Below are 12323 nucleotides of genomic sequence, written 5' to 3' on the forward strand. Positions count from 1 at the left end.
GAATACTCAGGAGGCTTGGATACGAGCGGTGCTGCACTTAATACTTGAATCCAGGCCAATAAGCAAGCACCTTTTGCGAACTTCCCTCTAGACTTTTGGTCATAAAATCGACAAAAAGGAGAGCCCCATGACGACCGACATCTCTCATTCTGGACATTCGCAACCCGAAACGAATCAGGAAGGTAGCCCACAGTTGGATGATTACCGGTTAGAAGACCGCTACCTGCGGGAATCCGGCCGGGTATTTTTGACCGGATCTCAGGCGCTGGTTCGAATACCTTTGATGCAGGCTGCTCTGGATCGCAAATTGGGGCTGAACACCGCGGGCATGGTGAGTGGTTATCGGGGCTCGCCCTTGGGTGCCTACGACCAAGCGCTGTGGCAGGTGAAAACCCTGCTGGATGAAAATCGCATTGATTTTGTGCCCGCAGTTAACGAGGACTTAGCGGCGACCATCATGCTGGGCACCCAACAAGTGGAAACCGATGACGAGCGCCAAGTAGATGGTGTGTTTGGGCTTTGGTACGGCAAGGGGCCAGGTGTTGACCGGGCCGGTGACGCACTGAAGCACGGCACAACTTACGGCAGCTCTCCCCACGGTGGCGTGCTGGTGGTTGCTGGTGATGACCACGGCTGTGTGTCTTCCTCCATGCCCCATCAGTCTGATGTGGCGTTCATGAGCTTTTTCATGCCCACCATTAATCCGGCCAATATTGCCGAGTACTTGGAGTTTGGGCTTTGGGGCTATGCATTGTCGCGCTACAGCGGTTGCTGGGTTGGCTTCAAAGCGGTGTCTGAAACGGTAGAAAGCGCAGCGTCGGTAGAGTTGCCACCGTTACCGGATTTTGTAACCCCAGACGATTTTACTGCACCAGAGGGCGGCCTTCACTATCGCTGGCCGGATTTGCCGGGGCCCCAGTTAGAAACACGAATTGAGCACAAACTGGCGGCCGTGCAGGCCTTTGCCAGGGCTAACCCTATCGACCGCTGCTTGTTTAATGAGCCGAAGGCGCGGTTTGGCATTGTCACCACGGGTAAAGGTCACTTGGACCTGATGGAAGCGCTGGATCTGCTGGGCATTGATGAAGCCCGCGCCCGCGAGATGGGTCTGGATATCTATAAAATTGGTATGGTTTGGCCCCTCGAACTCCGTGGCATTCTCAACTTTGTTCATCACAAGGAAGAAGTGCTGGTTATCGAGGAAAAGCGGGGCATTATCGAAAGCCAGATCAAAGAAGCCATGTCGGAGCCGGATCACCCAGGTGAGGTTTTGATTACGGGCAAACACGATGAAGTGGGCCGCCCCCTGATTCCCTACGTTGGTGAGCTGAGCCCCAAATTAGTCGCCGGTTTTCTCGCGGCCCGTCTTGGCCGTTTCTTCGGTGAAGATTTCAGCGATAGACTGGCGGCCATCAACAACATGACCAATGCCCAGGACCCTGGTGGCGTTAAGCGTCTGCCATATTTCTGTTCAGGTTGTCCCCATAACACGTCCACTCATGTGCCCGAGGGCAGCAAGGCGCTGGCCGGGATTGGCTGCCACTTTATGGCCTCGTGGATGGGCCGCAATACGGAATCGTTGATTCAGATGGGCGGCGAAGGGGTGAATTGGATCGGTAAGAGCCGGTACATAGGCAGCCCCCATGTGTTCCAGAACCTGGGTGAGGGCACGTATTTTCATTCTGGGTCTATGGCTATTCGCCAGGCTATCGCAGCCGGAATCAACATTACCTACAAGATTCTGTTTAATGATGCGGTGGCCATGACCGGTGGACAGCCAGTGGATGGCCCGATTTCTGTGCATATGATTGCGCAGCAGGTCGCAGCCGAAGGCGTTCAACGGGTTGTGGTGCTTAGTGATGAGCCGGAAAAATATGACGACCACAAACAGTTATTTCCAGACGAAGTCACCTTCCACGATCGTACTGAGTTGGATAACGTACAGCGAGAGCTGCGTGACATTCCTGGCTGCACCATATTGATTTACGACCAAACCTGCGCAGCGGAGAAGCGCCGCAGGCGCAAGCGTAACCTGTATCCAGACCCCGCCAAGCGGGCGTTTATCAACCATCACGTGTGTGAAGGTTGTGGCGATTGTTCTGTACAGTCGAATTGTCTTTCTGTGGTGCCACGCCAAACGGAGCTAGGCCGCAAGCGTAAAATCGATCAGTCGTCCTGTAACAAGGACTACTCTTGCGTGAATGGTTTTTGTCCGAGCTTTGTGACCATCGAAGGTGGTCAACTGCGAAAATCCCGAGGCATGGACACGGGTTCTGTGCTCACGGGCAAACTCACAGATATACCAGAGCCGGTTCTTCCGCAGCTGGCGGGCTCCTACGATGTGCTGGTAGGCGGCGTTGGCGGCACAGGCGTAGTGACTGTGGGCCAGCTCATTACCATGGCGGCGCACCTTGAGGCCCGGGGTACCTCGGTGCTGGATTTCACCGGCTTTGCCCAGAAAGGCGGCACGGTACTGAGTTATGTGCGCATGGCGCCGTCTCCAGACAAACTGAACCAGGTGCGTATCAGCAACGGCCAGGCCGATGCGGTGATCGCCTGTGATCTGGTGGTGGCTTCCTCGCAAAAAGCGCTGAGCGTGTTGCGCCCGAATCACACCCGTGTGGTCGCCAACGAAGCCGAACTGCCCACCGCAGATTATGTGTTGTTCCGGGATGCAGACATGCAGGCAGACAAGCGTCTCGACTTGATCTGTAACGCTGTTGGCGATCACAACTTTGCCCGGCTGGATGCCAATGGCATTGCCGAGAGCCTGATGGGCGACACGGTATTCTCCAACGTGATGATGCTGGGCTTTGCCTGGCAACGGGGGTTGTTGCCTCTGTCGCAAGCGGCGCTGATGAAAGCCATTGAACTGAATGGCGTGGCCGTTGACCGCAACAAGGAAGCATTTGGCTGGGGCCGTGTGGCCGCTGTAGATGTGAAAGCCATTACCGATCTGCTGAACACAGGCGAAACCAAAGTAGAGGAAGTGAAGGCCGAGCCAAGCCTGGATGAGCTGATTAGCACCCGCCACAAGCATTTGGTGAGCTATCAGAATCGGCGTTGGGCCAACCGCTATACAAATGCGGTAAAACAAGTACGCGAAGCAGAAGAAAAACTGGGCGAGACGAATCAATTGCTCACCCGTGCCGTTGCGCAGCATTTATACCGCTTTATGGCGTTTAAAGATGAATACGAAGTCGCCCGTCTGTTCGCAGAAACCGACTTCATGAAGGAGGTAAACAACACCTTCGAGGGCGACTTCAAGATTCATTTTCACTTGGCTCCACCGATTATGAACCGGGGTACCGACGCCCAGGGCCGGCCCAAAAAACGTCAGTTTGGCCCCTGGATGTTCCGGGCCTTCAAGCTGCTGGCCAAGTTCCGGGTGTTGCGTGGCACAGCAATCGACCCGTTCAGCTATTCCGCCGACCGAAAGATGGATCGGGCGCAGCTGAAAGACTACCAGCGACTCGTTGAACGGATCGTTAGTGAGCTGGAGACCAGCAATTACGACACCTTCCTGCAGCTGGCGGAACTGGCGAGTGAAATACGGGGCTATGGCCCAGTGCGTGAGCAGGCTGCTGAAGCCGTGCAGGAGAAACAGGAGCAACTGACCAAGGCCCTGGATACAGGCCGCCCGACTCTGATTCGCACCCAACAAGCAGACAGCAAGGAGGCAGATCATGTTTGAGGCGCTTAAACAGTTACCTCAAGACCCGATTCTGCAATTGATGCAGATGTTCCGCGACGATGCCCGGCCCGAAAAGGTCGATCTGGGGGTTGGCGTTTACAAGGATGACACAGGCAATACGCCCATCATGGCGGCGGTACATGAAGCCGAGTGCCGTTTGCTTGAGGGCGAAACCACTAAAAGCTATGTAGGGCCGGCCGGCTCAGCAGGTTTCAACGAATCCATGACGCGTCTCATTCTTGGTGACGGTAGTAGCCTGATTCGCGAGGGCCGCACCTCAGTGATTCAAACGCCAGGCGGCTGCGGTGCTTTGCGCATGGCTGCCGAGTTTTTTCGGCTGTGCCAACCGGATACCAAGGTATGGGTTAGTACACCAACCTGGGCGAACCACATGCCATTGCTCGGTGGTGCCGGCTTGAACATTCGCGAATATCCCTATCTCAATCCCGAGACATTAACGGTAAATTTCGCCGCCATGCTAAACAGCTTGGAAAGTGCCGGGGCAGGGGATGTGGTGCTGCTCCACGGATGCTGCCACAACCCATCCGGCGCTGACCTCACGTTTGATCAGTGGAAAGTGGTTACCGAACTGATCCAGCGCAAGGGCTTGTTGCCCTTTGTGGATATGGCCTATCAGGGTTTGGGCGATGGGCTTGAAGAAGACGCAGCCGGCCTGCGCTATCTGGCAAGCCAGGTGCCAGAAATGGTGGTTGCGGCTTCCTGCTCCAAGAACTTTGGCCTGTACCGCGAGCGCACGGGTGCTTTGATGTTGATCTCCGCTACTGAGGCGGTTAACACGGCAGCAACCAGCCAATTGTTGAGCGTTGTACGCTCCCACTATTCCATGCCTCCGGCCCACGGTGCGGCCATTGTCGAAACCATTCTGGGTGATGACGCCTTGCGCGCCCAATGGCAGGGCGAATTGGGTGGCATGTGTGAGCGCATTCTTGGCCTGCGCCATGCCTTCGCCGATGCGCTTGCGCCCGTGGGTGATTTTCGCTTTATTGCCCGGCAGCGGGGCATGTTCTCGTTCCTGGGTATCACGCCAGAGCAAGTTCGTCGATTAAGAGAAGAGCACGGCATTTACATGTTGGAAAGCAGTCGAGTGAATGTGGCTGGCTTGAACGATCTGGTGTTGCCAACCGTTGCCAACGCGATACGTAGCGTTATGTAGCCAGGTTTTCCCCAGAAACAGCACGCAATCAAAGCCTCTTTCACAGGGGCTTTACGTTATGACGATCCGACAAAAACAACTATTCGGAGAACGCAATGAGTGAGACGGTTCATTCCCACCAGCAGGCCAGCAGCCTCTGGACTTCCAAAATGGCTTTTGTATTGGCTGCAGCCGGCTCGGCCGTTGGGCTTGGCAATATCTGGAAATTTCCATACATCACCGGTGAAAACGGTGGTGGCGCTTTTGTATTGGTTTATCTCGCATTTATCTTTCTGATTGGTGTGCCGGTTCTGATCGCAGAAATTATGATTGGCCGCCGGGGCGGCCAAAGCCCGGTGGCAAGCATGCGCACCCTTACAAAAACCGAGGGTACTTCTAAAGGCTGGCGGATTATCGGCTGGAACGGTGTGGTTGCGTCTTTCCTGGTGCTGTCCTTTTATGCGGTGATCGGTGGCTGGGCCCTCGTGTACATCGGCAAAGCAGCGATTGGAACGTTCGCGGGCGCGGATGCAGAAACCATAGGTGGGCAGTTTAACAACCTGTTGGCGAACCCTTGGGAGCTGTTGCTCTGGCACACGGTTTTCATGGTCATTGTTACGTTTATCGTGGGCCGGGGTATCCGTTCTGGTCTTGAGAAAGCCGTCAATTTGTTGATGCCGCTGCTCTTCCTGCTGCTCGTTGTGATGGTGTTTTACGCCATGAACAGCGGCAGCTTTGGCCGCGCGGTCAGCTTTATGTTCTCACCAGATTTCAGCCGCCTGACAACAGAAGGTGTTTTGGTCGCCCTTGGCCATGCTGCTTTCACGCTCAGTATCGGTATCGGTGTATTAATGGCTTACGGTTCCTATCTGCCTAAAAACATCAATATCGCCAAAACCGCCATGACCATTGCGGTACTGGATACCGGTGTGGCGTTGCTTGCCGGGCTCGCTATCTTCCCTCTGGTGTTTGCCAATGGCCTGGAGCCAGGCGCAGGGCCGGGGCTGATTTTTGTGACTCTGCCACTGGCTTTTGGTCAGATGGGCGGCGGTATTATTTTTGGCGCCATTTTCTTTGCGCTACTGCTGGTGGCAGCGATTACCTCTGCGATCTCCATGCTTGAGCCGGTTGTTGAGTGGCTTGAAGAGTTCAAAGGTGCAAACCGGGTAAAAAGCGCTATAGGCGGTGGGTTTGCGGCCTGGTTTATTGGCATAGGCACGGTGTTGTCGTTCAACCTGTGGGGCGACGTGCACCCACTGGGCTTCATCAGCTTCTTTGAAGGCAAAACCGTGTTCGACCTGCTCGACTTTCTGGTCTCTAACGTTATGATGCCCTTGGGCGGTCTTGCGATTGCACTGTTTGCTGGTTGGGCTATCCGGCGTGAAGGGCTGGCCGAGGATATTGGCCTGCAAGGCGGTGCCTACAAAGCCTTTATGGTGATATTGAAGTTTGTAACGCCGGCCGGTATTGCGGTTGTGTTTCTTTATAACCTGATCTGAAACTGGCCGTCTGCCGGCTGCGCGTTAGTGCAGTTCCGGCGGATGGTTGTGGTGCGGCCACAGTTTAGGGTTGCCGAGTATGTGGGCTTCTGGGGCCGGGTGCTTGTCGCCTTGCCCATGAAGCGCACAGTTTAGGTTGTGAAGAGATTCGTACATCATTCCCTGGATCTCAAGCAGGGCTTTCACCGGGTTGTTGGCTAGCGAGCGGCGGGCGTCAATAACAAACTGCAGCCCGCGCAGGCGGCTTTGGCTACACTTGCTACTGCTGCAGATACAATCTTCTATCAACTCGGACCGTAATCGTTCAAATGCTTCAGGGTGTTGCGCTGCAAGGTTTTTGAGCTCATCGAATGTAGGCTTGTCCATAGTGCTCCTCCCTGAAAGTCATCAATGGATTCGCTTCGATTTACTATTATCAAGTTATAGCAGACAGTGGACCGCATGCTGCAAAAATTGTAAGTGGGATGTAGGTTGGCCGTAGGTGTGGGTAAGTCCAATCATAGGCTAGGAGTGTCTAGTGCACCGGGGTAAGTCCACTGAGCTGTCTTTTGTGGACACTTCAAAGCGGTAGCGCACGGCCAATGTGTCTGGTGTAGGACGAGTGCCACGGCACTTTGTTGCTTTTGGTGACTGTCGTTTGGCTGCGTTGAACGCCCACAAAAATCAAGGATAGCTCGTAATGCGTATTGCCTGGAAACCAGTTGTCTGGGGTTTTTTCACAGTGTGGGTGCTATCCATGCTGTTAAGCGCTCTGGCGGTACGCTACTTCTGGAATGAGACGCTGCAACAGAACGGTATTGAATCGTTGGAGTGGCAGGGGCTGGGTCTCTCGCTTAGTGGAATATCTGTGCGCGAGCTAAGCCTTAACCAGTCGCAGCCAGCGCGGGATATTGCCTTGAAGGCCAGAGAATTGACTTTGAGGTGGCGTTGGCCTGAATGGGGGGAGACGTGGCAGCCGCAGTTCACTGCGCTGACAGTTGGGTATCTGGAGCTGGACTGGCACGCAAAACCAGGAGGGCAGCCAACAGCGCAGCCGCGACAACCAACCCAATGGTCGCCGGAATTACCTGGCTGGCTGCCTTCGAAAGTCAGTGTTACGCAGTTCGACGTGGCTCTGCCCTGTGAGACAGGCCGCTGCCCTCTGGCAGGAAGTCTGTCGATTACCAGCGAACAATTGCCCATCAATGCCAATGTGCAGCTTAATCATGAAGGCCATCAGGTGGGCGTGTTAGCAACTCTTGATGGGTCCTTGGACGATGACCTAACGTTTTCTGCAAAGCTCACGATTGACGGCACGCGCTATCTATCCGCCGAGTCGCACTATAGCAACCGGAATGAGAGCAGTCTGGTCTCTTGGAACGGCTCTGTGGAAATGCCAGATTTACCCCAAACAGACTGGTTAATTGCCTGGCTGCAAACCTGGCAAGCCATCCCCGGTGAGCAGTGGCCGAAGCAGCCAGAGGCAGGTTCAATAAACGCTAGCTGGCAGTTGCAGGGCCCGGGCAATGAGCGTTTTCTCAAACAGGTGACTGGGCGCGTGAACGTTAAGGCGCGAGTACCTCAGCCATGGCCGGCGCCCGGGCTGGGAAAGGTCAGCGGCAATGTGGAGGTCGCTCTGGAGGTCGAACAGGGCCAGTGGACGCCTGAAACCCTACGGGCCGATCTGGAACTGAGCCATCCTGCAGCGTGGATCAAAAGAGTACCGGGGTTAATGCGGCCAGATTCGTTGTCTCTGTCCGTCCGACCGGGTAAGGCGATAACACCTAGATTTCCAGTGGCTAAAGCAGGCGCTGAACAAACTTTGTTGCCGTTGAACGTGGAGCTGAGCAGCCGTGGTGGCGCAAGCATGTCTATGAGTTCTCACCTTGCCGTAACCACCAGAGCTCCATGGCGGGTGCAGTTAGGCGAGACCCAATTGGGCGCAGCTTTGCCAGAACTGAAAGCGGCGGGCTGGTTGCTGACCAAACCCAGGGCGCGCATCGTCCTGACAGGCTGGCTGGATACCACCACTGCGGCATTAGAATTCGGTGAGCCTACGGTTCTTGACGTGAAAAGGCTTGAGCCACTTTCTGGAATGGCGGCGGCACCTGCGAATGAGGCGCAGTTAGAAGGGTTTATCGCTAATCTCGCTAAAACGACGCTTAGCGCACATTACCGATTGGAGCAGGGCGAACTGGATAAGCTAAGCCTTAGCGGGCCGTTTGGGCTGAAAGTAAAACAGATCAAACATCCCCAGTTGCAGCCGCAATCTTGGCAGTTTAATGGCAGGGTGAGCAGCAACCTCGCTCGCACCGATATTACGGGTTTACTTAAGGCCAAAACCGGAACCACGGCGAATCTTGATTTGAATGTCCCCTATCAGGGGCTTCTTCGGTTTGATGGCAAGATGCGGGTGAGTGGCGAGCAGGAAGCCGAAGCGCTATCCGATATTTTCACTGCCTGGCCGGAGGTGCTTACGGTATCTGGCGGCACAGTTAGCGCTAACGCCATTTATGAGCAATCGAAAAACGAAGCAATGCACTTGGCTGGAAAACTGGTGTTTACAGACTGGAGTGGCACCTACGATCGCACCGCCTGGAGCAGAATGAACGGCGCTGCTGAATTCCTCGTTAAAAATGACCGTATAAACGTGACAACACCAGAACTGACCGTAGAGGAAGTGAATTCTGGGCTACCCGTTGGGCCAGTATTCTTGGCCGGGAGCTATGAAGCACCCCTGGCACAACTGGCTGCCGGGGAATTAACTCTAGAGAAGGCCAGCTCAGGTGCATTGAACGGTGAGGTGCAAATCCAGCCGGGAAGCTGGGATTTAGCCCAATCGCCAGTGACCATTCCCGTTGAGCTCAGCCAGCTCAGCCTTGCGCATCTTTTGCAGCTATATCCAACAGAAGGGCTGGCAGGTACCGGTATTCTCAGTGGAACCGTGCCTGTGTTGTTTGACCCAGCTACCGGTATACGAGTGGAGGGGGGGCGTATTGACGCACTCAAGCCAGGTGGACGATTGCAGCTGACTGCGGAACGGTTGAAGGCGCTTGCCAGTCAGAATGAGGCCATGAAGATAGTGGCTCAAGCGCTGGAGGATTTCCGTTATTCGGTATTGGATAGCGGCATCGATTATGATGAGGACGGCACGTTGATGTTGAAGCTGCACCTTAAGGGCAGCAGTCCTGAGGTTGGCAAAGGCCAGCCGGTGGTGCTGAATATTAACCTGGAAGAGAACATTCCGGCATTGCTTACTAGCCTGCAATTAAGTGGCAGGGTAAGCGATGCTGTCTCAGAAAGAGTTAAAAAATTACTGCAGAACCGTGAGCGTGAGTCAGACGACCTGTTAGAGTAACGGGCAACAAAGGAGTACACCGATATGACGCAATTTGGTTCCGGGTTTCCCCGGCGCGTATCCGCCCTGTGTGCGGGCCTGATGATGGGTAGCTTACTGATAGCTTGTACCCCGACCGTTCAGGTGGCTGCGCCGAAGGAGCCGATTACCGTGAACTTAAACGTAAAAATTCAACATGAGATTTACGTGAAGGTCGATAAAGATGTGGACGAGCTGTTCAGCGAAAAGGGCCTGTTCTGATTGCCTTGGTGTTTTGTAAATAGCGGACTATTAAGGAGTTAACCATGACATTATTTGCGCGATTCAGTGCCCTTGTTTTAACGTTCTGCTTGGCGTTACCTGCAATGGCTATGAGCCTTGATGCAGCGAAGAACGCCCTGGAATCAGCAAAAAGCCAAGGCCTGGTTGGTGAGACGCCGACCGGATATCTGGCGAGCGTAAACTCCGACCCGAAAGCTCAGGAGATTGTAAGCGCAATCAACGATGCCCGGCGCGAGGCTTACAAAAAGATTGCTGAAAAACACGGCATTGCGGTTACCAAAGTAGAAACAGTGGCGGGCCAGAAAGCGGTCGAAAAAACACCGTCTGGGCAGTACATCCAAGTGGATGAGCACTGGATAAAAAAATAGGAACGAACCTGTAGCTGTCTGTTGGCTTTATAACCAATCGATCTTAATGCAGCGCTAGTATCTGCCGATAACCGTTACACATAAGACCTTGCAGGAGGTAAAGGCTATGGTAGCGCCAATCATTGGTCGTGGACCGGATGTGACCGGTCGAGTGAATACAGGGCCTTCTGAGGCTAAGCCTGCGGGCCGAGTAGCCTCAGAAGCACGTGTAGACAAACAAGCTTCTATTCGCACTCCCGCAGATGCAATTAATGTCATGCGCACGCGCATGGAACAGCGGTTGCAGGAAGCCATGGGCGGCCAGCATAAGGCTGTTTCTGGCGCGGATAAGTACGCGGCTCAGGCTCAACCACCTACGGCTTCCGATGTTGCCAGTGTGATTCTAGGATTTGTGCAGAATCGTCTGCAACAGGAGGCAGATGGCGGCGCGGACCTGGAGAAACTTGCCGGTTTGATGGAGCAAGCCCGCGCCGGTATTGAGAAAGGCTATGCGGAAGCCCGGGATCAAATTGCGGCTTTGGGTATGATGAACGAAACCCTTGGTGCGGAAATTGATGAGGGTTTCAATCTTATCCAGGACGGTCTTCTGAACTTAGAGAAGCTGTTTTTAGGTAAAGAGCCAGAAGTCGATAACCCAACGGAAACTGGCTAATCGGCCGCCTTGCGCTTGCCTTGTTTGGCCAGCGCCTCGGCTAGATTATTCCAGCCAGCGTTAATACCGGGGAATTTCTCGGTCATGGCGCGGTAGTGATCTTCTGCTTCTGCCCACTGGCCTTGTTGGTAAGCAATGTTACCCAACCCTAACAAGGCTGCAGGCTGATCTGGCCAGGCGTCAGCTGCGGCGTTGTAGGCAGATTTCGCCGCAGTTGTTTGTTGTGTGGTTTCCAAATCATGGGCTGCCATTAAAAAGGTGAGTGGTTCAGCCGTTTCTGGGATTTGATCCGGCGGTAGGATGACCCGCGCCCATCGTTCTGAGCGCTCCCAAGTTGCCATAAACGCGCTGGCGGGCTGGCGGTAGTTCTCTTCCGTACCCGTATGGAGAATCAGTGCTTTGTCTTCTTTGTCATAACCAACCACCACTGCAAAATGCCATTGTGGCCACCAGCCAAAGCGCAGGTTTTGTAGAACCAGAACCGGGTTCCCGGCTCGAACTTCTTCCAAAACATCGTCCAGCTCGGGCGCAAGTGGATACACCAGCATCCCGTATTGGCGTGCAGCTGCAACCATCTCAACTTGCAGGGCACCTTTGCGCTCGGGCAGGTACACCTTGCTCACTAACTCATCGGGCGTAGCCTCTACATCCTGTGTGTTTAGCATCATCGCCAGTGAGGCAGGGCCGCACTGGTATTGCTCCTGCGGATGAAAAGGCACCTCGGTGAGGAGTGTGGTGCTATCAAAAGAGTCGGGCCATGGTGGCTGGCTGGCGCAGCCCGAGAGTATGACCCCCAGGAACGCCATCAAAAGTAGCCGGGCTGGTTTTAGCCCGAAAGAGTGCATGGTCATTCCGCTTAGCGAATACAGTTGATGAACGGGAAGATATCCGTTGCGCACAAAATGTCTGTAATAATGAATACCAGCAGGAATAGCACGATAATGCCCACGACGCCCTCGCCGGCAGGCGCTTCTGCAAGCTGTTGTTTGAAATCAGCAAGCTCAGAAGGCGTTAGGCTTTGGATCCTGTCTCGTACTTCTTGCTCGCCCACTCCCATGCTCGTTAGGGTGCTTTTGACGTCCTCACGTTCGAGCATGCCCATCAAAGCCTCACGATCGATATCAGCGCGTTGCTCCGTGAGGAGTTCGCCGGTGCCAACAATGCTGGCAGAAGCGGGAATCGCCCACATGGAACTCAACACCATAACCAATGTCATGATCGCTGAAATGGACTGGGTATAGGATCGGATTGCTTGCATCAGGCTGTTCCTTCTATGGACCTGTTTAGGCTCGTGTTTTTGGATCAGTCGGAAACAAGTGTAAACACTTGCGGGCCATTTTCCGATTAAATTGGATTAAG

Annotated in this window: 10 protein-coding genes; 7 read left to right on the forward strand and 3 right to left on the reverse strand. The window is 54.4% G+C overall.

The annotated features are described in order from the left end of the window. Nucleotides 1-127 precede the first annotated feature (127 nt). The 3 genes from ACTH3S_RS10790 (at nucleotide 128) to ACTH3S_RS10800 (ending at nucleotide 6346) form a co-directional block, all read left to right on the forward strand. Nucleotides 128-3694: an indolepyruvate ferredoxin oxidoreductase family protein gene (locus tag ACTH3S_RS10790; protein ID WP_441809018.1), complete on the forward strand. Its 3567-nt coding sequence runs from the start codon at nucleotides 128-130 to the stop codon at nucleotides 3692-3694. After that, entirely contained in the window at nucleotides 3687-4868 is a 1182-nt protein-coding gene (locus ACTH3S_RS10795) for an amino acid aminotransferase (protein WP_441809019.1), read from the forward strand. The genes ACTH3S_RS10790 and ACTH3S_RS10795 overlap by 8 nt, the downstream gene beginning before the upstream one ends. Before the next feature lie 95 nt (nucleotides 4869-4963). After that, nucleotides 4964-6346, forward strand: coding sequence for a sodium-dependent transporter (locus ACTH3S_RS10800; RefSeq protein WP_441809020.1), 1383 nt, complete (start codon nucleotides 4964-4966; stop codon nucleotides 6344-6346). A gap of 24 nt (nucleotides 6347-6370) precedes the next feature. On the opposite strand, the gene ACTH3S_RS10805 is transcribed toward ACTH3S_RS10800, so the two are convergent. Then, nucleotides 6371-6712 carry a DUF3135 domain-containing protein gene (locus ACTH3S_RS10805; RefSeq protein ID WP_441809021.1) on the reverse strand — a complete coding sequence of 114 codons (342 nt, stop codon included), beginning with the start codon at nucleotides 6710-6712 and terminating at the stop codon, nucleotides 6371-6373. Nucleotides 6713-7025: 313 nt separating this feature from the next. Here ACTH3S_RS10805 and ACTH3S_RS10810 point away from each other — a divergent pair, with 313 nt between their 5' ends. The 4 genes from ACTH3S_RS10810 (at nucleotide 7026) to ACTH3S_RS10825 (ending at nucleotide 10964) form a co-directional block, all read left to right on the forward strand. Beyond that, nucleotides 7026-9683 (forward strand): intermembrane phospholipid transport protein YdbH family protein, encoded by a 2658-nt coding sequence (locus ACTH3S_RS10810; RefSeq protein WP_441809022.1) that lies wholly within the window; start codon nucleotides 7026-7028, stop codon nucleotides 9681-9683. A 24-nt stretch (nucleotides 9684-9707) separates the two neighbouring features. After that, nucleotides 9708-9923, forward strand: coding sequence for a YnbE family lipoprotein (locus tag ACTH3S_RS10815; RefSeq protein WP_441809023.1), 216 nt, complete (start codon nucleotides 9708-9710; stop codon nucleotides 9921-9923). 44 nt (nucleotides 9924-9967) lie between these two features. Then, nucleotides 9968-10312, forward strand: coding sequence for a YdbL family protein (locus ACTH3S_RS10820; RefSeq protein ID WP_441809024.1), 345 nt, complete (start codon nucleotides 9968-9970; stop codon nucleotides 10310-10312). 106 nt (nucleotides 10313-10418) lie between these two features. Further along, nucleotides 10419-10964 carry a DUF5610 domain-containing protein gene (locus ACTH3S_RS10825; protein ID WP_441809025.1) on the forward strand — a complete coding sequence of 182 codons (546 nt, stop codon included), beginning with the start codon at nucleotides 10419-10421 and terminating at the stop codon, nucleotides 10962-10964. Here the strand turns inward: ACTH3S_RS10825 and ACTH3S_RS10830 are convergent. Then, complete coding sequence (locus tag ACTH3S_RS10830; protein ID WP_441809026.1) at nucleotides 10961-11809, reverse strand: PA2778 family cysteine peptidase; 849 nt, start codon at nucleotides 11807-11809, stop codon at nucleotides 10961-10963. The genes ACTH3S_RS10825 and ACTH3S_RS10830 overlap by 4 nt on opposite strands. Before the next feature lie 11 nt (nucleotides 11810-11820). Further along, complete coding sequence (locus ACTH3S_RS10835; RefSeq protein WP_441809027.1) at nucleotides 11821-12222, reverse strand: PA2779 family protein; 402 nt, start codon at nucleotides 12220-12222, stop codon at nucleotides 11821-11823. Nucleotides 12223-12323 lie beyond the last annotated feature (101 nt).

Source organism: Marinobacter sp., assembly GCF_052094685.1.
In the GTDB taxonomy this organism is placed as follows: Bacteria; Pseudomonadota; Gammaproteobacteria; order Pseudomonadales; family Oleiphilaceae; genus Marinobacter.

Excerpts from the sequence above, each read along its gene's own strand:
- ACTH3S_RS10820 (WP_441809024.1), top strand. The coding sequence starts at position 9,968 with ATGACATTATTTGCGCGATTCAGTGCCCTTGTTTTAACGTTCTGCTTG.
- ACTH3S_RS10795 (WP_441809019.1), top strand. The coding sequence starts at position 3,687 with ATGTTTGAGGCGCTTAAACAGTTACCTCAAGACCCGATTCTGCAATTG.
- ACTH3S_RS10825 (WP_441809025.1), top strand. The coding sequence starts at position 10,419 with ATGGTAGCGCCAATCATTGGTCGTGGACCGGATGTGACCGGTCGAGTG.
- ACTH3S_RS10810 (WP_441809022.1), top strand. The coding sequence starts at position 7,026 with ATGCGTATTGCCTGGAAACCAGTTGTCTGGGGTTTTTTCACAGTGTGG.
- ACTH3S_RS10835 (WP_441809027.1), bottom strand. The coding sequence starts at position 12,222 with ATGCAAGCAATCCGATCCTATACCCAGTCCATTTCAGCGATCATGACA.
- ACTH3S_RS10830 (WP_441809026.1), bottom strand. The coding sequence starts at position 11,809 with ATGCACTCTTTCGGGCTAAAACCAGCCCGGCTACTTTTGATGGCGTTC.
- ACTH3S_RS10805 (WP_441809021.1), bottom strand. The coding sequence starts at position 6,712 with ATGGACAAGCCTACATTCGATGAGCTCAAAAACCTTGCAGCGCAACAC.
- ACTH3S_RS10800 (WP_441809020.1), top strand. The coding sequence starts at position 4,964 with ATGAGTGAGACGGTTCATTCCCACCAGCAGGCCAGCAGCCTCTGGACT.
- ACTH3S_RS10815 (WP_441809023.1), top strand. The coding sequence starts at position 9,708 with ATGACGCAATTTGGTTCCGGGTTTCCCCGGCGCGTATCCGCCCTGTGT.
- ACTH3S_RS10790 (WP_441809018.1), top strand. The coding sequence starts at position 128 with ATGACGACCGACATCTCTCATTCTGGACATTCGCAACCCGAAACGAAT.